This window comes from Nonomuraea sp. LPB2021202275-12-8 (assembly GCF_037044575.1).
GTDB lineage: Bacteria > Actinomycetota > Actinomycetes > Streptosporangiales > Streptosporangiaceae > Nonomuraea.
In genome coordinates this window covers 378,286-397,114 of sequence record NZ_JBAHWD010000004.1, presented here as the reverse complement: position 1 = coordinate 397,114, position 18,829 = coordinate 378,286, and the positions used below count along the sequence as shown (strand labels likewise).

Annotated in this window: 20 protein-coding genes; 10 read left to right on the top strand and 10 right to left on the bottom strand. The window is 71.0% G+C overall.

Going from position 1 to position 18,829, the window contains the following annotated elements; all coding sequences use genetic code 11:
• Positions 1-76 precede the first annotated feature (76 nt).
• The 3 genes from V5E28_RS10475 to V5E28_RS10465 all read right to left on the bottom strand — a co-directional run bounded on the left by V5E28_RS10475 (position 77) and on the right by V5E28_RS10465 (position 1,859).
• On the bottom strand, positions 77-505 hold the full coding sequence (locus V5E28_RS10475; RefSeq protein ID WP_336206284.1) for a TrmH family RNA methyltransferase: 429 nt from the start codon (positions 503-505) through the stop codon (positions 77-79).
• Between the two features lie 205 nt (positions 506-710).
• On the bottom strand, positions 711-1,169 hold the full coding sequence (locus tag V5E28_RS10470) for a universal stress protein (RefSeq protein ID WP_336206282.1): 459 nt from the start codon (positions 1,167-1,169) through the stop codon (positions 711-713).
• 66 nt (positions 1,170-1,235) lie between these two features.
• The gene (locus V5E28_RS10465; protein WP_336206280.1) at positions 1,236-1,859 is read right to left on the bottom strand and encodes a DUF998 domain-containing protein; all 624 of its coding nucleotides are present in this window, start codon (positions 1,857-1,859) and stop codon (positions 1,236-1,238) included.
• Between the two features lie 238 nt (positions 1,860-2,097).
• On the opposite strand from V5E28_RS10465, the gene V5E28_RS10460 reads away from it, so the two are divergent.
• The gene (locus tag V5E28_RS10460) at positions 2,098-3,072 is read left to right on the top strand and encodes an aldo/keto reductase (RefSeq protein WP_336206278.1); all 975 of its coding nucleotides are present in this window, start codon (positions 2,098-2,100) and stop codon (positions 3,070-3,072) included.
• A gap of 11 nt (positions 3,073-3,083) precedes the next feature.
• Here the strand turns inward: V5E28_RS10460 and V5E28_RS10455 are convergent, their stop codons facing one another.
• Positions 3,084-4,010, bottom strand: a complete 927-nt coding sequence (locus V5E28_RS10455; protein WP_336206277.1) for a sensor histidine kinase — start codon at positions 4,008-4,010, stop codon at positions 3,084-3,086.
• Between the two features lie 180 nt (positions 4,011-4,190).
• On the opposite strand from V5E28_RS10455, the gene V5E28_RS10450 reads away from it, so the two are divergent.
• Positions 4,191-4,742 (top strand): DUF1707 SHOCT-like domain-containing protein, encoded by a 552-nt coding sequence (locus tag V5E28_RS10450; protein WP_336206274.1) that lies wholly within the window; start codon positions 4,191-4,193, stop codon positions 4,740-4,742.
• Here the strand turns inward: V5E28_RS10450 and V5E28_RS10445 are convergent.
• A complete protein-coding gene (locus V5E28_RS10445) occupies positions 4,709-5,821 on the bottom strand; it encodes an aromatic ring-hydroxylating oxygenase subunit alpha (RefSeq protein WP_336206273.1) in 1,113 nt (370 codons plus the stop codon). The genes V5E28_RS10450 and V5E28_RS10445 overlap by 34 nt on opposite strands.
• A 213-nt stretch (positions 5,822-6,034) precedes the next feature.
• On the opposite strand from V5E28_RS10445, the gene V5E28_RS10440 reads away from it, so the two are divergent.
• Positions 6,035-6,415, top strand: a complete 381-nt coding sequence (locus V5E28_RS10440) for a hypothetical protein (RefSeq protein WP_336206271.1) — start codon at positions 6,035-6,037, stop codon at positions 6,413-6,415.
• Positions 6,416-6,620: 205 nt separating this feature from the next.
• Here the strand turns inward: V5E28_RS10440 and V5E28_RS10435 are convergent, their stop codons facing one another.
• On the bottom strand, positions 6,621-6,839 hold the full coding sequence (locus V5E28_RS10435; RefSeq protein WP_336206270.1) for a hypothetical protein: 219 nt from the start codon (positions 6,837-6,839) through the stop codon (positions 6,621-6,623).
• Positions 6,840-7,051: 212 nt separating this feature from the next.
• Here V5E28_RS10435 and V5E28_RS10430 point away from each other — a divergent pair, with 212 nt between their 5' ends.
• The gene (locus tag V5E28_RS10430; protein ID WP_336206269.1) at positions 7,052-7,903 is read left to right on the top strand and encodes a phosphotransferase enzyme family protein; all 852 of its coding nucleotides are present in this window, start codon (positions 7,052-7,054) and stop codon (positions 7,901-7,903) included.
• A 176-nt stretch (positions 7,904-8,079) separates the two neighbouring features.
• On the top strand, positions 8,080-9,558 hold the full coding sequence (locus tag V5E28_RS10425) for a DUF2079 domain-containing protein (RefSeq protein WP_336206267.1): 1,479 nt from the start codon (positions 8,080-8,082) through the stop codon (positions 9,556-9,558).
• Between the two features lie 6 nt (positions 9,559-9,564).
• Here V5E28_RS10425 and V5E28_RS10420 read toward each other — a convergent pair whose 3' ends face one another.
• Positions 9,565-10,032, bottom strand: a complete 468-nt coding sequence (locus V5E28_RS10420) for a hypothetical protein (RefSeq protein ID WP_336206265.1) — start codon at positions 10,030-10,032, stop codon at positions 9,565-9,567.
• On the bottom strand, positions 10,029-10,271 hold the full coding sequence (locus V5E28_RS10415) for a hypothetical protein (protein WP_336206264.1): 243 nt from the start codon (positions 10,269-10,271) through the stop codon (positions 10,029-10,031). Before V5E28_RS10415 ends, V5E28_RS10420 begins: the two co-directional genes overlap by 4 nt.
• 15 nt (positions 10,272-10,286) lie before the next feature.
• On the opposite strand from V5E28_RS10415, the gene V5E28_RS10410 reads away from it, so the two are divergent.
• Positions 10,287-11,084, top strand: a complete 798-nt coding sequence (locus tag V5E28_RS10410) for an NAD-dependent epimerase/dehydratase family protein (RefSeq protein ID WP_336206263.1) — start codon at positions 10,287-10,289, stop codon at positions 11,082-11,084.
• Here V5E28_RS10410 and V5E28_RS10405 read toward each other — a convergent pair.
• Positions 11,042-12,178 (bottom strand): glycosyltransferase family 4 protein, encoded by a 1,137-nt coding sequence (locus tag V5E28_RS10405; RefSeq protein ID WP_336206261.1) that lies wholly within the window; start codon positions 12,176-12,178, stop codon positions 11,042-11,044. The genes V5E28_RS10410 and V5E28_RS10405 overlap by 43 nt on opposite strands.
• A gap of 38 nt (positions 12,179-12,216) precedes the next feature.
• Here V5E28_RS10405 and V5E28_RS10400 point away from each other — a divergent pair, with 38 nt between their 5' ends.
• From V5E28_RS10400 to V5E28_RS10390, 3 genes are all read left to right on the top strand, one after another.
• Complete coding sequence (locus V5E28_RS10400; protein ID WP_336206259.1) at positions 12,217-13,035, top strand: PIG-L deacetylase family protein; 819 nt, start codon at positions 12,217-12,219, stop codon at positions 13,033-13,035.
• Positions 13,036-13,084: 49 nt separating this feature from the next.
• A complete protein-coding gene (locus V5E28_RS10395) occupies positions 13,085-14,143 on the top strand; it encodes a lysylphosphatidylglycerol synthase domain-containing protein (RefSeq protein ID WP_336206257.1) in 1,059 nt (352 codons plus the stop codon).
• Positions 14,144-14,221: 78 nt separating this feature from the next.
• Complete coding sequence (locus V5E28_RS10390; protein ID WP_336206255.1) at positions 14,222-17,587, top strand: BTAD domain-containing putative transcriptional regulator; 3,366 nt, start codon at positions 14,222-14,224, stop codon at positions 17,585-17,587.
• Here the strand turns inward: V5E28_RS10390 and V5E28_RS10385 are convergent.
• A complete protein-coding gene (locus V5E28_RS10385) occupies positions 17,556-18,074 on the bottom strand; it encodes a hypothetical protein (protein ID WP_336206253.1) in 519 nt (172 codons plus the stop codon). The genes V5E28_RS10390 and V5E28_RS10385 overlap by 32 nt on opposite strands.
• A 173-nt stretch (positions 18,075-18,247) precedes the next feature.
• Here V5E28_RS10385 and V5E28_RS10380 point away from each other — a divergent pair, with 173 nt between their 5' ends.
• Complete coding sequence (locus V5E28_RS10380; protein WP_336206251.1) at positions 18,248-18,754, top strand: DedA family protein; 507 nt, start codon at positions 18,248-18,250, stop codon at positions 18,752-18,754.
• The last annotated feature ends 75 nt before the right edge of the window (positions 18,755-18,829 follow it).

Here is an 18,829-nt window from a genome sequence, read left to right as displayed (position 1 = left end):
GACGTCGCCGGTGAGCCCCGCTAGGGGGCCGTCATCACCTGATGCGCCGTCATGCCCCCCAGCGTAACGCCCGCCGTCAGACGAACCCAGCGAGTTTGTACAGCACGAGCGACCCGGCGACCGCCACGTTGAGACTGTCGCCCGTGCCGATCATCGGGATCTCGACCACGGCGTCCAGCAGGTCGAGTGCCTCGCCGGGGATCCCGGACGCCTCGTGGCCCAGCACCACGACCGTCGGTCGCCTGGCCATGGGCAGGTCGGCCAGCCTGATCGCCTCTTCGGCCAGCTCCACCCCGATCACCCGGTCGCCCGACTCGCGCCGCTCCCGCAGCCATCGCAGGGGCCGCACCCAGTGCACGCACGCCCCGGACCGCAGCGTGTTGCCCCTGGCCAGCGCTTCGGGCACCCAAGGCAGGCGGGGCACGGCCATGCAGGCCCCGACCGCGTCGCAGGTGCGCAGCAGCGTGCCCAGATTGACGCCGTGCATGGGCCACAGCGGTGCCACGGTCAGATGGCCCAGACATCGCGGCGGGCGACGCCGCCGGACGGACCTGAGGTCTTTTCTCGTACGGACCCTGACCCCGCTCATGCGTGCGGGCGGATCTCCTCCGCGAAGGTTGTCATGTGGTGGGCGCTTTCAGCGGCACGCCCGAGCCATCGACGGGAGCCTTCAGGATAGCCGATGCACCATCCGCCGGGCGAGGGAGATCCTAGGAGCTGGGCTGCGGGCCGGGCACCACGAGCACCGGCCGGTGAGCGTGGTGGAGCACGCGGTCGGAGGTGCTGCCGAGAAGCAGCGACCGGACCCCGCCCATGCCCCGGGTGCCGGTCACGATCACGGTGGCGTCGATCTCGTCGGCCACGTCCACGATCGTCGACCACACGGCGACCGAGTCGGCCTCGCAACGCGGTGTGGCGTCCAGCCCGGCCTGCCTGGCGAGCTCGGCTCCCTGCTCGGCCAGCTCGGTCATGGCCTTGCCGATCGCCTCGTCCTCGACGGCCGAGTTGTCGATCGTCATCACCAGCCCGGCCGACGCCCTGGCCGTGGTCATCGCCAGCCGCTCCCACACGGTCAGCACCACGGCGGGCCGCCCCTGGAAAAGGCTGCCGGCGAACGCGATCGCGGTCTTGGCGTCATCCGAACCGTCATAAGCGATGAGAAGGGTCATACCGGCTACCTCCAAGAAGTGATCAGGCCTTCCCTCTTACCGATATCGGCCCGTTCACGCCTCGGATCAGGCCAGGGCGGGCGAGACCCGGGAGCGCTGGGCGGAGGGGGCGAGCATCGACACGCCTGCCAGGGCCAGCACGCCGAGCTCGGTGACGACCACGGTCCGCTGGATGAGGCCGGCCGGGATGTCGTCGTTGCCCAGCGGGATGCCGAACATGCGCACCACGTACGGGATCACGACCAGCACCAGCGCGCCCAGGGCGACCGTGCTGAGGATCCGCACGATCCTGGCGTGGCGGATGCCCGCCCTGGCCAGCAGCAGCCCCGCCAGCGGCATCACCAGGAAGGCTAGGAACGCGGCGTAGCGGTGGATGCCGCCCGACAGCGACAGCGGCAGCCCGGGAGGGTCGGTGGGGAAGGCGCCGATCAGGAACATGCTCGCCCCCCAGGCCAGCAGCAGCGACACGACCCAGCGATCGGCCCCGGTCCTGCGCAGCGCCTCGGCGATCAGCGCCGAGCCGGAGGCGAACAGCGTCAGCGAAAGGGGGAGCATCCAGCCGGCCGCCTGGAAGGCGTACTCGCTGATCACTGAGTGCAGCGGGTCGAGCCCCGTTGCCGCGTGCAAGGTGAGCATGGCGCCGGTCCCGGTGCCGATGGCCGTGAATCCACTGACAAGCAAACCCTTCATGCCTCAAAGCTCGTGGAACACGGCCTTTTCGAGTATCGGAGATGGGCCCCAGCGGGCCCTGGTCAATCCCCTAATACTTCGGTCGTACTACCCCTGAGGGCCTCACGATGACCTGGGCGGATACGCTCGCCGGTAGGGCACGCCCCCTCAGGGACGGTAGGGATTCGACCTGGAGCGCCCGCCACGGGCGAGGCTTAGGACGGCGCGATCCAGGACCGGCACGCATAGGGGAGCAGGAATGAACAAGCGCACTCTGGGCCCCGGAGGCCCGCAGGTGTCGGCTCTCGGGCTGGGCTGCATGGGCATGTCCGAGTTCTACGGCCCCGGTGACGACAAGGAGTCGACAGCGGTCATCCACCGCGCTCTCGACCTGGGCGTCGACTTCCTCGACACCGCCGACATGTACGGCAGCGGGGAGAACGAGCGGCTCGTCGGCCGCGCCGTCAAGGGCCGCCGCGACGAGGTGGTGCTGGCCACCAAGTTCGGCATCAAGCGCGACGGCGACACCCGGACGGTCGAGAACAGCCCCGAATACATCAGGGCCGCCTGCGACGCCTCGCTCCAGCGCCTCGGCGTCGACCACATCGACCTCTACTACATGCACCGCCGCGACCCCGAGGTGCCGATCGAGGAGTCGGTCGGTGCGATGGGCGAGCTGGTGAGCCAGGGCAAGGTCAGGCACCTCGGCCTGTCGGAGGTGAGCGCGGAGACCCTGCGCAGGGCCACCTCGGTGCATCCGATCGCCGCCCTGCAGAGCGAGTATTCGCTGTTCACCAGAGGTCTCGAGGCGGAGATCCTGCCCGCGGCCCGGGAGCTGGGCGTCGCGCTGGTGGCCTACTCGCCGATCAGCCGCGGCATCCTCACCGGCGCCGTGCCGCCCGTCGAGGAACTGCCCGACGACGACTTCCGCAAGCACCTGCCGCGGATCACGGGCGAGAACGCCGCGCACAACGCCGCCCTGGTGGCGGGGGTGCGCGAGATCGCGGAGCGGGCCGGGATCACCGCGGCGCAGCTCGCCCTGGCCTGGGTGCTGGCACAGGGCGACGACATCGTGCCGATCCCGGGCACCAAGCGGCTGAAGTATCTGGAGGAGAACGTCGCGGCGGCGTCGATCACGCTGACCGCCGAGCAGCTCGCCGCTCTTGAGAAGGCCGTGCCGGCGGACGCGGTACGCGGCTCGCGCTACCCGGACATGGCGAGCATCGAGACCTGACCTCGCCCGGCTCAGCTCGCGGGCAGGTCGAAGTAGGCGCGGATGACCGTGGCGCCGGCCCGGGTGTGCACCCGGACCAGATCGCTGAGCAGGTTGACGATGAGCAGCCCGCGCGAGCCCGCCACCCGCGGGTCGACCGGCTTGCGCCCGGCCAGCGGGTCGGTGATGTGACCCGAGTCGCGCACCTCGCAGACCAGCCGGTCGCCCTCGCGCCAGACCCTGATCACGCCGCTGCCGCCGCCGTGGTCGAGGCTGTTGGCGCCCAGCTCGGCGACCACCAGGCGGACGTCGTCGACCTTGGCGGGCTCGAACCCCAGCTCGGCGGCGCTGCTCGCGGCCAGCGTGCGGGCCGCGGCCAGGTTGGTGCTGTCGAAGCGGAGCGCCACGAAGTCGACGGGCTCGCCGAGCGGCTGGTTGTGCCCGTCGACGACCAGTTGCGGCGCGTAGTGGACACTGACCCACTCGCCCGATCCGTCGCGCAGCACGGGATGCGTGATCTCGGCCTCGTGGATGACCCGGGGGTCGAGCCCCTCCAGGTCGTACGGGCACAGGATGCTGACGTGGCGGCCGCTGAACGCGAAGTTGATCAGTGCTTCGTGCTGGGCGCACGCGGGATATTCGGTCTCGGAGCGGCCCGGCCAGATCGGCTCCCCGATGATCCGCACGTGCTCGTCCGGGTGGCGGTCGGCGAACTCCCTCAGCACGGCCGGGATGATCCGGCCCGGATTGCGGCCCGCCTCGGTCATGTCGAGCAGCAGGACCCGCTTCGCCTCCGTGCCCAGCGCCAGCTCGATCAGCTCGAGATTGCGCCCGGGAACCGCGACGGCCACCGGCTCCCCGGCGTCGAGGCCCTCTCGGATGAAGTCAGTCGTGCCAGCGACGTATTCCCGATCGCCTCTATAGAGGAGGGCCGGGTGCGCGAACGGTTCTGCCAACATCGCTCACCACGCTACCCGTCGTTGAGGAGTTCAAGGCACTGCGTTGGGTAGCTATTCATTGTGAAGAGACAACAGATCGTCCAGCGCCCCCGGCCTCCCCGCCGGCCGCTCCCCCTCGATCTGCGCACTCCCTCGGGCAAGTTGCTCCCGTTTTGAGCCGGGTGTACCTATGCTCGAAGCATGTCGGACATGCAGATCCGCGCCTCCGACGCGGATCGGGAGCGCATCGCTCAGCAGCTACAACAGGCCTTCACCGAAGGCCGGCTCGACCACCTCGAACTGGAGGATCGGCTGGGCCTGGCCCTGACAGCCAAGATTTACGCGGACTTGACCAAGCTGGTCGAGGACCTCCCCGCCGAGGCGCCGGCCGAGGCCGTCGCCCTGGAGACCGTGCACGACCACATCAAGCGCACGGGTGACTGGGCGGTCCCGCGCCGCCTGCGCATCGCCACCAAGCACGGCGGCGCCCACCTCGACCTCTCGGAGGCGATCATCCTCCACCCGGTCGTCGAGATCGAGCTCGCTCTCAAGTACGGCTCCGCCAAGATCGTGCTGCCGCCGGGCGCCACCGCGAACATCGACGCCTTCCGGGCCACGTACGGCACCGCTTCGACCGCCGACGTGCCGGGGCGGCCCCGCCCCGGCGTCCTGCACGTGGTGGTGCTCGGCGAGACCAAGTACGGCCAGCTCGCGATCCGCTATCCGCGCAAGCGCTGGTTCACCCAGTCGTGAAAGGCGGAGATGTGGTGCTCGCTGGGCACCAGCACACCGCCCGCCCTGTAGGCGCGTGACGACATGCCGGGCTGGGTCCGCTCGCAGGCGTCGAAGTCCTGCTCGTTGACCCGGTGGAACAGCTCGACGGAAAGCGACAGGTCGGCCCCCGAGGCCACCACGTCGGGGTGGTAGAGCCAGTCACACTCCACGACCGTGCGGTCGGCGGCCAGCGGGTACATCCGGTGCATGATCACGTGGTCGGGCACCAGGTTGACGAACACCTGCGGCTTGACGGTGATCGCGTAGTAGCGCCGGTCCTGCTCGTCCGAGAGGTCGGGCAGCCTGCCGAAGCCGGGGCTGCCGTCCACGGTGAACCCCTTTGCCCGCGGGGCGAACTCCGCCCCGTGGCCGACGTAGTACTGCGCCGCGTAGCCTCCGGCGAACTCGGGCAGCACCGCGGTCAGCTCGGGGTGGATGGTGGCGCAGTGATAGCACTCCATGAAGTTCTCGACGATGAGCTTCCAGTTGGCCCGCACGTCGTAGCGGATGCGCCGGCCCAGGGCGAGGCGGTCCACGTGGTAGTGCTCGATCGCGGCCGGATCGCCCAGCCGTTCGACGGCCGCGTAGGTCACCGTCTCCTCGAACGAGGGCGGGTCGTCGGCCAGGCAAACCCATGCGTAGCCGAGCCACTCGCGCAGGCGCACCGGGATCAGGCCGTACTCGACGCGGTCGACGTCGGGCATCTTCACCAGGTTCGGGGCGGCCACGAGCGTGCCGTCGAGGTCGTAGGACCAGGCGTGGTAGGCGCACCTGATGGTCCGCTTGACCTCGCCGCCCTCCTCCATGCAGAGGCGGGCGCCGCGGTGCCTGCAGACGTTGAGGAAGGCGCGTAAGTGCCCGTCGCGGCCCCGGACCACGATCACGTTCTCCCTGCCCACCTGGACGGTCCTGAAGGCGCCCGGCTTGCCGAGCTCGTCCGATCGGACCGCGCAGAACCAGAGGGCTTCGAAGATCTTGGCCTGCTCCTCGGCGAACACCGCCGGCTCGGTGTAGGAGCGTCCGGGCAGCGTGGAGATCAAGCTCGATGTGCTGGTCAACCGACACTCCTTGTTGCGTAATACGCACCGAGTTGCTCTATATGCGACATGGTCAGCTCGGCCATGAAGGCTGTCAAGAGGCAGCCTTTCCCGGTCCCGCTACCTGGCTTTACGCCAGCTTGATGCCCACGGTGTTATTGGGGTGCAAGCGTCGGTCAAGGTTGTGGGCTTAAGATCCCTTTTTGTCTCCCCCCAACGAAGGGCACCGAAGCCATGACCACCACCCGCCGTCGCCTCGCCATCGCGTCCGCGACGCTTAGTTTCGCCTTGCTCACCACTGCCTGTGGTGCCATCGGCACCGCCGTGGACTGCAACACGGTCAGTCAGGAAGTAACGACGATCATGACTGACTTCAACAAGTCGATGGCTACGGCCGCCGCTGACCCCAAGGCACTTGAGACGGCCGGAGCAGAGGCCTCCGCGAAGGTCAAAACCCTTGCTGCCGACTACGACGGTGAGCTCGGTTCCGCCCTCAACGACCTGGCCTCCGGGCTCGAAGGCATGAAAATCGACGCGCAGAACCCGACTGCGACAATGGACTCAGTTCAGAAGTTGCAGGGATTCGTGACGAAGATCCAGGCCGCCTGCACCTGATCGACCGCACCGCATCGTGGGCTCTGACACCAATCCGGCGGTGACGTAGTGTGCCGCCGGGCTTGATGTGGTCATCGAGCAGGTGAGTCGGAGCAGGAAGTCCTGCGGGTGCGGGCGATGTGCCGCCCGACCGCAAGGTCAAGTCGACGGCGGGACAGCGCGAGCACCCTGGTCTCCAGATCATGTGCCGCGGCGGCTCGGCCGCCTACGCCGAAGCCATCGCCAGGGGCGCCCCGAACGCGGTGCGGGACGGCCGGCCAGGAACACCACCTTCGGCCTGCCCCGATCGCCCCGCGAGCCCACCAGCCGCCTTCGGCTCCAGGCCGAGCCCGGCCAGCAGCCCCACCAGACGGGCCGGCGCCCGTTCGGCCTGGCTGCGCGACCAGCGCATCACCACAGGGTCGTCGGCAGAGCGCACCAGCACCCCCATCTCCCTGATCCCCGGCTCGGTCGAGCCGGGGGAGGCAGACGTTGCACAACAGCGGCGAGATCACGCCGTCCCGCGGGGTGCTGGTGAGCCCATGCCGCACCCGGCCGTCGCGCGACGGCGGCTCTCCATCGACACCTTGGTACGGTGGCCCAGGTCGCACCGCTTGGAGAGTACGGCAGCTCGCACGGGAGAGGGCCAGGCACACGATGCAGGCGTCGGAGGTCTCGCGCGCAGTGGCTGCGGCCATGTCGACCGCCTCATCACTTGATCTGACAGTCGACGACGCGATCGTTCTTCATGACTCGAACAAGCTCACCCTGCGTCTGCTGCCCTGTGACGTCCTGGCCCGGGTGGCACCCGTAGCGCATCAGGTCGCACAGTTCGAGATCGACCTTGCTCAACGGCTCGCCGAATCCGAGAGCCCGGTGGCTGCTCTCGAGCCTCGAGTCGAGCCACGCGTCTACGAGCGTGATGGCTTCGTGGTCACGCTGTGGACCTACTACGAACCTGCGACGCCTCGAGAGGCCTCACCAGCCGACTACGCCCATGCGCTCGGGCGGCTGCATGCCGGCATGCGCAAGCTCGACGTCCCCACGCCGCACTTCACGGATCGAGTCGAGCAGGCCCAACAACTCGTGGCGAGCCGCGACCGCACTCCGGCGCTCGCCGACGCGGACCGGGAGCTGCTCGGCGGCACGTTACGAAGCCTGAGGCGCAGGATCGGCGCGCGCGGCGGCGCCGAGCAGCTACTGCACGGCGAGCCGCATCCGGGCAACGTGCTCACCACGAAGAACGGGCTGCTGTTCATAGACCTCGAGACGTGCTGCCGTGGGCCTGTCGAATTCGACCTCGCCCATGCGCCCGAAGAAGTCGGCGAGCACTATCCGGGTGTCGATCAAGGCTTGCTCCGCGAGTGCCGGATCCTCGTGCTGGCGATGATCACAACGTGGCGCTGGGATCGAGGCGACCAACTCCCGAACGGGCGCCGGCTGGGTACAGAGTGGCTCAGCCAGATCCGAGCAGCACTCGATCGCAACGGCCTGGACCCCCATGGCTGATCCTGGTCGAGGTCAGGAGGAGTGGTGCGTGAGGGGTCACGCGGCCGGGATCCGGCGAACGACCAGGCGACCGGCTGTTGCGGATCGTGCGGCGTCGCCCGGTGACGGAGCTGATCGCAGTACAGACCGACCTATCAGGCAAATCGCCGTAAACTGATCGGCTAGTCTTGCTGCCCGTGACGGGCGACACGTCGACGGCGCGGTCGGGGGCGACCGCCGCCGCCCTCTCGAAATGGACCGCCCGCCTGCACGGGCATCGGGCGCGCGTCGGCCTCATCAGCCTGGTGGCGGCCACGGTCTACGCCGTGATCGGCCTGGTGAAGCTGGCCACCTACCGGGCGACCACGTTCGACCTGGTCATCCTCGACCAGGCCGTGCGCAACTACGCCGGGTTCCGGCCTCCGTTCGTGCCTGTCCTGGGGGCGTTCCACGATCGGGGGCTGGACTACCCGCAACTGGCCGACCACTTCTCCCCCATCCACGCCGTGCTGGCGCCGCTCTACTGGGTGCACGACGGACCGGGGACGCTGATCGTCGCGCAGGCGCTGCTGTTCGCGGCGGCCATCCCGTTCATCTGGCTGTTCACCCGGCGGCTGCTCGGGACCGCCCCCGCCTACCTCGTGGCGGTGGCCTACGCGCTGTCGTGGCCGGTCGCGCAGGCGGTCTCGTTCGACGCGCACGAGGTCATGTTCGTCCCCCTGCTCTCCGCGATCATGATCGAGCGCTACCAGGCGGGCAAGCAGTTGCCCGCCTTCCTCGCCATGTTCGGGCTCCTCCTGGTCAAGGAGGACATGGGACTCATGGTGATCGGCTTCGGCGCCTACCTCTTCTGGGTCGGCGACCGCTTCCGCGGCGTGTGCTGCGCCGTGATCGGCCTGGCCGGGATCATGGTTTCGCGCGGCGCGCTCATCCCCCTGCTGGGCGGCGACGCCAAGGACTTCTGGGCCTACGGCCACCTCGGCGCCGACCTGCCCGGCGCGGTGCTGGGCATCCTGCGCGCCCCCCTGGCCGCGCTCCTGCTGCCGTTCAGCGACGAGGCCAAGGTCGACACGCTGTTCCTGCTGGCCTGGCCCACGCTTCTGCTCTGCCTGCTGTCGCCGCTGTCGCTGGTGGCCCTGCCGATGGTGCTCGAGCGCATGCTGTCGGACCGCGCCCTGTGGTGGCAGTCGGACTTCCACTACAACGCGTTCGTCGTGGTGATCCTCTTCTGTGCGGGGGTGGACGGCCTGGCCAGGCTCCTGCGCCGGCTCGGCCGGGCCGACGACCGCTCGCTCAAGCTGGCCTGGGCGGTGGCGGTGGCCGTGACAGCCCTGACCCTGGTCCCCCGCTTCGCCCTGGACCAGCTCTACCACCCGAGCTTCTACAAGGGCGACCCGGTCAAGATCGCCGCCGCTGACGAGGCCGTCCGCAAGATCCCCTCCGGGGTGACGGTCGAGGCCGTCAACTCACTGGGGCCCGCCCTGACAGGCCGCGCCACCGTCCTGCTGTGGACCGCCCGGCCGAACGGCGCCCCCTGGGTGGTGGCCGACACCGCTCGCTGGGAGTTTCCCTTCGGCCGGCCGGAGGATCAGCTCGCCCAGGTCGACCGGCTGGTGTCGGAGGGCTACACGAAGGTCTTCGAGCGCGACGGCTACGTGGTCCTCCGCCGCGACTGACGGCGCCTACGCGCGGGTCGCCGCGTTCGGCGGGCGGGACCTGAGCTCGGCGGCGATGGCCTCCTCCCATGACCGGAGGAGGTCCGGGTAGCCGTCGGCGAATCCGCGCAGCTCCCGCGCGCCCTGCGGGGACAGGGCGGTGAGCTCGTAGGTGACCTGGGCGGTGGCGCCTCCCCGGGTGTCGTCGCTCACCGTCACGGTGACCGTGCCGGCCCGCGAGCCCGGCGTCACCCGGGCGTAGGAGATGCGGAAGCCCTCCTGGCGCTCGACCACGACCCAGATGGTGCGCTCGCCGTGGGAGTCGGTCTCGAACACGGTCCCCGGCGCGGCGTCGTCGGCTCCCTGCATCGGGAACCGCGGTCGCCAGCCCCGCACCCACCGCTCCTCGCCGCGCGGCGTGAACAGCTGGAGCGCCTCGTGAGGCGGCAGGGCCACCGCCACCTGCCCGGTGAGGGAGAACTGCGCCCCGCTCACCTGTCCACCAGCCGGTGGGCGTCGTCGGCGGTCATCGTCAGGCCGTAGACCGACTTGAGCTGGCCGATCTTCTCCAGCGTCTCGGAGGAGAAGGGCACGCGCCCCTCGAAGGCGTGCAGGGTGATGCCTTCGACGAGATCGCCGAGGGACATGTCGAGATATTCGGCCAGGCCCTTGAGGACCTTGAGCAGGTTCTTCTCCACGCGGAGCCCGGTCTGCGTCCGCTCCCCTGGTACCATGGTAACAATATACACATGGAAACGATCGTGTTGACAGGGGCCGCCGGGCTGGTCGGGTCCGTCCTCCGCGGCCCGCTGCGCGCCGAGGCGCGCCGCCTGGTCCTGGTCGACCGCGAGCCGCTGACCGCCGAGGCGGCCAACGAGGAGGTACGGCAGGCCGACCTGTCCAGCGCCGAGGACGTGGCCGCCGTCATCGAGGGCGCCGACGGGGTCGTCCACCTGGCCGGGATCCCCGACGAGGCGCCCCTGCCCGACCTGCTCCAGGCCAACGTGCTCGGCGCGCACCACGTCCTGGAGGCCGCCCGCCTCACCGGCGTCCGCCGCGTGGTGCTGGCCAGCAGCAACCGCCTCACGGGCCTCTATCCCGCGACCCGCACGGTGTCGCCACAGGATCCCGTCCGGCCCGACGGGCTGTACGGGGTCAGCAAGGCCGCAGTCGAGGCCCTCGGACGCCTCTACGCCGACAAGTTCGGGCTTGAGGTCGTCTGCCTGCGCATCGGCAGCCTGGAGCCGGAGCCCACCGAGGCCCGCCACCTGGCCACCTGGCTCAGCCCGAGGGACTGCGCCGGGTTCGTGCTGGCCGCCCTGCGGCATCCCGGCGTGCGGTTCGCCGCCGCCTACGCCGTCTCGGCCAACACCCGCGCCTTCTGGGAGCTGCCGGACGAGCTCGGCTATCGCCCGGTGGACGACGCCGAGGGCTACAGGATCGAGGGCGCGGAGTCGTTCTTCACCGAGGGCACACCGCAGGGCGGCGACTTCGCCACCCCCGGCTACACGCTGCTGCGCGGCCGCCTGCCGACCGCCTCGGCGTAGGCCCGGTCGAAGCCCGCCAGGACCACCTGCCACGAACCCGCGGCGGGCGGGGTGGACCGGTTGCGGGCGGTGATGCGAGCGCGCAGCCCGGCGTCGACGCTGAGCCTGGCCACCGCCTCGGCCAGGTCGCCGAGGTCGCGGCCGAGCAGCCCCTCGGTGCCGTGCGAGACGAAGTCCGCGACGCCGCTCTGCGCCCGCGCGACCACCGGGAGCCCCGCCGCGCGCGCCTCCAGGGCGGCGATGCCGAACGACTCGCGCGGCGCGGGCGCCACGAACACGTCGGCGGACTCCAGGACCTTGGCGATCTGCTCACGGGTGTAGCGGCCGGGCAGCGAGACCCAGTCGGACATGCCGTGCCTGGCCAGATAGCGCTCCATCGACGCGCGGGCCGGGCCGTCGCCGACCACGGTGGCCCGCAACGGGACGGCCGCCGGGACCCGCGAGCGCGCCGAGGCGAGCAGCTTGAGCAGGCGCACCGGCTGCTTACGGGGCGCGAGGCGGCCGACAGCGACGATGTGCACCTCGGCGTGCGGCTCGACACGCGGCTCGGCGTGCGGCTCGGCGGATGCCCGGCTCGCCGCCGGCCCGGCCCGCCAGCCGGACAGGTCGAGGCCGTTGGACACCACGTGCACCGGCACCCGCGGGCCGGCGACCGAGCGGATGGGCACGGCCGCGGCGTTGCTGACCGTGGTGGCCACCACCGGCCACCGCCGCCAGCCGTACACGAGCCCGAGCAGCCGGTAGAGGGCGCGCGTGAGCGGGTCCCACATGCTGTGCACCGTGACCACGCAGGGCAGCCCGGCCCGCACGGCGGCGCGCACCCCCATCCAGGCGAACGGCGAGACCGCCCCCATGTGCACGTGCACCACCTCGGGCCGCGACAGCGCCAGCCGCCGCGTGAGATGTCTCACTCCGAAGGGGTGCACCGGCAGGTCGAAGGGCATCCGGGCGACGATCCTGTGCACGCCGGGCAGCGACTCCCCACGCGTCGCCGTGGCCACCTCGACGTCGTGACCGGACTCACGCTGCATCCGGACGAGATCGGCGACCTGCACCTCGATCCCGCCGAGCCGCGGCAGGTAACAGTCACTCACGTGAAAGATCCGCACCCCTCCCAGACTAATCTGGCCCTGTGCCTCCACGTACCGCTGTGTTCTTCCATGCCCATCCCGACGACGAGGCCCTGCTGACGGCGGGCACGATGGCCATGCTCGCGGCCGAAGGGCACCGCGTGGTGCTCGTGGTGGCCACCGCGGGCGAGCGTGGCCTGGCCGAGACGCGGCCCGGCGAGGCGCTCGGCGAGACCCGGTTGAAGGAGCTCTACGAGTCCGCCGCCGTGCTCGGTTGCGCCCGCGTGGAGTGCCTCGGCTACGGCGACTCCGGGCTGAGCCCGCAGGGCGGCGTGGCGGAGGAGCGCCCGGACAACGCCTTCATCGACGCCGACACGGAGAAGGCCGCCAAGGCGCTCGCCGCGATCCTGCAGGAGGAGGACGCCGACCTGCTGTCGATCTACGACCCGGCCGGCGGCTACGGCCATCCGGATCACGTGCAGGTGCACCGGGTCGGCAGGCGGGCGGCGCAGATCGCCGGCACGGAGATCGTCCTGGAGGCGACGGTCAACCGCGATCCGCTGGTCAAGCTGCTGAGGATGGCGGGCCGGGTCTACAAGTTCCCGCCGGAGTTCGACGTACGGACCTTCGAAAGCGCCTACTCCCCGAGCGAGACGATCACCCACCGGGTCAATGTCCGCCGCTACACCAAGCAGAAGCGGGCCTCCATGGCCGCGCACGTCTCCCAGGCGAGCGGCGGCGACAGCGACCGCACGCTGGCCGTCATGCTGAAGGTCCCCGGCCTGCTCTACCGGCTGGTCTTCGGCACCGAATGGTTCGTCCGCCCCGACCTGCCCCCCGGCACCCGCCTGAGCCATCCCTTCGACCCCTGGCCGAAATAGTCCACCATAAGGACACACTCGGGGGCCCGTGGCCGACAGACTGGATGCGATGAAGAACAAGTGGCTACAGATCACCTTGTCCGCCCTGTCTCTGGCACTGGCGGTGCTTCTGGTGGTCTACCTGCCGCAGATCGTGCAGGCGCTGACCGGCAAGCCCGTCTCCTGGCGCGAGATCGGCGCGGTGTTCGGCGGGCTGGAGGCCGGCACGATCGCCATCATGGCGGTGGTGTGGCTGCTGAGCCTGCTGGCCTACACGTTCGTGCTGACCGGCTCCCTGCCCGGCCTGAACAACCTGCAGGCGCTCACCCTCAACGCCGCGGGCAGCGCGGTGAGCAACCTGCTGCCGTTCGGCGGCGCGGCCGGGGTGGCGCTCACCTTCGCGATGACCAGGGGGTGGGGCTTCGCGAACCGGCCCATCGTGGTCATGACGCTGGTCAGCGGCGTGTGGAACACCCTGTTCAGGTTCATCCTCCCCGCGGTGGGGATCATCGCCCTGCTGATCGCGGGCCAGGCGCCCAACCCGACCGTGGCGAACGCCGGCTGGGTCGGAGCCGCCTCCATCCTGGCCCTGTGCGCGGTGGTCGCGGCGGCCCTCTACTGGGACCGGGCCGCCGCCGTCCTCGGCAGGGGCCTGGACTTCCTGGCGCGGCTCGTACGCCTGAAGTCCCGGCCGTCGGAGACGTTCGACAAGCTGCGCAAGGACACCGCCGAGATCGTCCGGACCCGGTGGCTGGGACTGTCGCTGGGCATGGCGTCCTTCCTGGTCCTCCAGTGGGCGATCATGGTCATCTGCATGCTCGCCACCGGGGCCTATCCCGGACTGGCCGAATCGATCGCCGTCTTCGCCCTGTCGAGGGTGCTCACCGCGGCGCTCGTCACGCCCAGCGGCGCCGGGATCATGGAGTCGGGCGTGGTGCTCCTGCTGACCGCCTTCGGGGTGGGAGCCGCTCCGGCGACCGCGACTGCACTGCTGTTCGGCTTCTGGACTTACACTGTCGAGATCCCGTTCGGCGGCCTCGCGCTGGGCGCGTGGGCGCTTCTGCGCAGGCGCAACAGCCGCGGCGCCGCCGCGCAGCCCCCGTCCACGATCTCGAAGGCCCCCCAGTGACTATCCCGAACCGAACAAGCGATTATCAACCACGGGCCTTGTGCGTGATTCGGAAGCACGCATAGCGTGGCGGCTGACATGGTGGCGTTCCGAGTTCTGGGGCCAGTCGAGGCGTACGAACACGACGACGAACTCGACCTCGGCGGGTTGCGGCAGCGGGCCGTCCTCGCCCGGCTTCTCGTGGCCAGAGGTCAGGTCGTGCCAGTTGACACGCTCCTTTACGACCTGTGGGACGACGACACGGCCAAGGGCGCTCAGTCGGGGTTGCAGGTCTACATCTCGCGGCTGCGCAGGGTGCTGGAGCCCGGCCGCCCGCGCGGCGGCCCCAACCGGCTGCTGGTGACGGTCGCCTCCGGCTACGCGCTGCGGGTGGCCTCCGAGCAGGTCGACGCGCTCCGCTTCGAGCAGCTCGTCAGGGCGGCCGGCGAGCACCTGGAGGAGGGCGATCCGCAGTCCGCCAGGGGCCGGCTGGAGAAGGCGCTGGGCCTGTGGCGCGGCACCCCCTACTCCGACTTCGCCGACCAGCAGTGGGCCGAGGCCGAGGTCAACAGGCTGACCGAGCTGCGGCTGGTGGCGCGCGAGCGGCATTCCGACACCGGGCTGCGCCTGGGCATGCACGCCGAGACCGTGCCCGACCTGGAGGCTCTCACCACCGAGCATCCGCTGCGCGAGGAGGGCTGGCGGCTGCTCGCCCTCGGCCTCTACCGGTGCGGCAGGCAGGGCGACGCGCTGGCCGCGCTGCGCAGGGCCCGCGGCATCCTGGCCGACGAGCTCGGCATCGACCCCGGTCCCGCGCTGCGGAAGCTCGAGTCCGAGATCCTCGCCCAGGCGCCGGAGCTGGAGCTGGCCCCGCCGCCGCGGACGTCGCGGCAGGTCCCGGTCGCCGACACCTGGCCGCCCCGGCCGGCCACCCCGGTCGAGCCGCCGCCGCTGGAGCCCGAGCCGTTCGTCGGCCGCAACGCCGAGCTGGCCAGGCTCACCACCACCGCCGCCCGCACCGGCAGGTTCCAGGTGGCGATCGTCACCGGTGTGGCGGGCGCGGGCAAGACCACACTGCTGCACCGGCTCGGGATGCAGCTCACCACCGACGGCTGGATGGCCGCCTCCGGCGCCTGCCCCGACTCCAGCGCCACCCCGCCCGGCTGGGCCTGGGTGGAGATCCTGCGCACGCTGGTGGGGACGACGGGCGCGGGCGAGTACGCCCAGCTCCTCGCGCCGCTGCTCGACGACGCCGCGCCGGATCCCGACGACGACGAGGTGTCGGGTGGCTTCCGGCTGCACCGGGCCGTCGGCGGCTACCTGGCAGGAGTCGCGCGCCGGGCGCCGGTCCTGCTGACGCTGGAGGACCTGCACTGGGCCGACGACCAGACGCTGGCGCTGCTGCGCGCCCTGCCGAGCCTGCTGGCGACCAGCCGGGTGCTGCTCGTGGTGACGTGCCGGGAGAGCGAGCTCGACGACCGCCAGGCCGACGTGCTGGCCGCGCTGGCGAGGCTCGGTCCCGTCCGGGTGGGCCTGTCCGGACTGGAGCCGAAGGCCGTGGCCGAGCTGGTCAGGGCCACCTGCGTGCGCGAGATCGAGGAGGACGCGGTCGAGTCGATCGTCGAGCGCACCGGCGGCAACCCGTTCTTCGTCCGCGAGACCGTACGCCTGCTCGACGCCGAGGGCGCGGCCGACCGGGCGAGCGCGGCCGAGGTGCTGTCGAGGGTGCCGTCCGGGGTGCGTGACGTGCTGCGGCGGCGCATCTCCCGGCTGCCCGCGGGCGCGCAGCAGATCCTGCTGCAGGCCGCCGTGATCGGGCGTGACGTGGACGTGGACGTGCTGGTCGACGTCGCCGGTGACGAGGACGCGGTGGTGGAGGCGGTCGAGGCCGCCCTGCTGGCCGGGCTGGTGACCGAGCCGGGGCCGGGGATGCTCAGGTTCGACCACGACCTGGTGCGCGACACCGTTTACTCCGACGCCTCCCGGCTGCGCCGCACCAGGCTGCACGCCGCCGTGGCGGCGGTGATCGAGCGGCGCGCGCCGTCCGACGTGGCCGCGCTCGCCCACCACTACTTCCTCGCCGACGCCGCCGAGAAGGCCGTGCACTACGCGGGGCTGGCCGCCGAGCAGGCCGAGCGGCGCTTCGCGCACCGCGAGGCGGCCACGCTCTGGGAGCAGGCCATCGCCGCCTTCGACCGCACCAGCGGCGACACCAAGCAGCGCCTGCAGCTCATGCTGCGGCGGATCAAGGCGCTGGCTCTGTGCGGTGACATGTCCGCGGCCAGGCTGCTGCGGCGCGACGCGATGGACGTCGCGCTGCCGCTGGGCGACATGGAGCTGACCGCGCGGGTGGCGGCCTCGCTTGCCGTGCCGCACAAGGGCATCGCGCGCGACTTCACCCGCACCGCGTGGGAGATCGTCGACGTCACCGAGAAGGCGCTGATGGAGCTCCCCGAGGGGGAGCAGTCGCTGCGCGCCAGCCTGCTGACCACCCTGGCGCTGGAGCTGGAGGGCTCCTCATCGCCCGAGAGGGGGCGCCAGGCGTCGCTGGAGGCGCTCGAGGTCGCCAGGCAGAGCGGCGACCCGGTGCTCATCGCGGTGGCGCTGAGCGGGCGGCTGCGCCAGTCCTACGACATCCCCGCCGTCGACACCCGCGAGAGCATCGGCCGTGAGCTGCTGGACGTGGCGGAGCGCTCCGGGCAGATCGCCACGCAGGCGCTGGCCCATCTGGTGCTGCTGGAGTGCGCGGCCGCGCGCGGCGAGTTCGCCGTCGCCGACGAGCACGCGGCCGCGGCCGACCAGCTCGCCAGGCAGTACGACCTGCCGGCGCCGGCGGCGGTGCACGCCTGGTACGCCGGGCAGCGGCAGATGATCGCCGGCGACTACACCGGCGCCGAGCGCGCCTACCGCGACGCCGCCAGGATGACCGCGCGGGCGGGCATGCTGGAGGGCCGCCAGGACCTGCCGCTGATCACCACGTTCTGCCTCCACCTGGTCTCCGGCCGGGCGGCCGAGACGGTCGAGCTGCTGGCCGAGGCGCACCAGCGCGGCGCCAAGTGGACGCTCGACGCCTACGCGCTGGCCCTGGCCTCGGCCGGGCACGTGGCCGACGCCAAGGCGGTCGCCGCCGTGCGCCCGCCCGTGCGGCCCGACTTCCTGTACGAGCTCGCCATGACGTGGCGGGCGCTGGCCGGGATGCTGCTCGACGACCGGGAGCGGATGGTCGACTGCTACGACAAGCTCAAGCCGTTCTCCGACCGCATCGCGGGCGCCGGGACCGGGGTCGTGGCGCTCTGGCCGGTGGCGCTCACGCTGGGCGACCTCGCGGTGCGGCTGGACCAGCCCGACGCCGCCCGCGACCACTACACCAAGGCGCTCGAGGTGGCGCAGCGGGTCGGCGTGCCGCGCTGGGTGGAGGCGGCGCGCCGCTCGGTCAGCAACTCACCTGGAAACGGTCGCTCTTGACGGTCTTGAGGCCCTCGGCCCTGAGCTCGACGCGGTACCAGCCGGGGTTGGCGGCGATCGCCGGGTCCCACTCGGCGCTCTCCTCGGCGCCGGCGAAGCCCGAATAGTCCACCAGGTAGGTGTGCCAGGTGTTGGTGCCGGGGTTCCAGCGCGACAGCCGCCAGTTGTAGGAGACCGCCTCGTCGGGCGCCGGGTTGACGATGAGGCTGCGGGCCACGAACGTCTTGAGGCAGTTCGGGCCGGTGGCCAGCGCGCTGATGCCGATCTGGCCGGCGGTGGCGGTCTCCTGTGTGGCGGCGGCCGCGGTAGTGGTGGTGCTGAGGGGCAGCTCGCGGACCGGCTGGCTCACGGCCGGCGCGGGAGCGGGAGCGGAGTTCGCGGTGCCGTAGGCGGACAGGCCCACGTAGGCTCCGGTGAAGGCGAGTGCCGCCACGAAGAACTTGGCCGCGCTCGCCGAGCCACTTGCCAGAACCGTACCGGTTGTCATCGCCATGATCTTTACCCTCTTCGCTCACCTATAGGGATAAGGCAGGGCGGTTGAGCACTGGTTGTCGGGCGGTTGCACCTCTTGCAGGACGACTTGCAAGCTGGTGTGGCAATGGCTTGCGGGTTGAATTAAGGTAAGCCTGACCTAACGGATTCGGTGGGGGGAGTCGGCACATGTGGCATCTCGCGCTCGCCGTCCCCGCGCCGGCCGACCCCTTCCTGCTGGGCCTGCCCTACTGGCTGGTGGGCGCGATCCTGATCCTGGCCCTCTTCGGAGCGTTCCAGGTCTACTACTGGGTCGGCCGCAAGCTCGGCGAGAAGATGTACGAGTCGCGGATGGGCGTCAAGCTCGGCAGGGAGCGAATCCAGAAGGTCGAGCGGGTCGTCGAGAAGTGGGGCGCGTTCGCCGTCTACGGCTGCTTCTGGGTGCCGATGCTGAGGCACACGCTGCCATGGGTGGCGGGGGCGCTGCGCGTGTCCTACCCGTGGTACGTCGTGGCCAGCGCGCTCGGCTGCCTGACCTGGGCGCCCCTGTGGTGGTTCGGCCTGTGGGGCTGGCTGCAGCTCGCCGTACGGTCGCCGGTCACGGCCGGGGCGGTGGCGGTCGTGGTCGTCGCGGGCGCCGTCACGCTCGCCATCCGGCGCAGGAGGAAGCGGCAGCGGGAGGCCGTCGCCGCTTGACGCGGCCACCACCTTCACACGACGTCCGTTTTGTCGGCTTTCTCGATGTTTTACGGCTCCTAAGGTGTTGTTTTC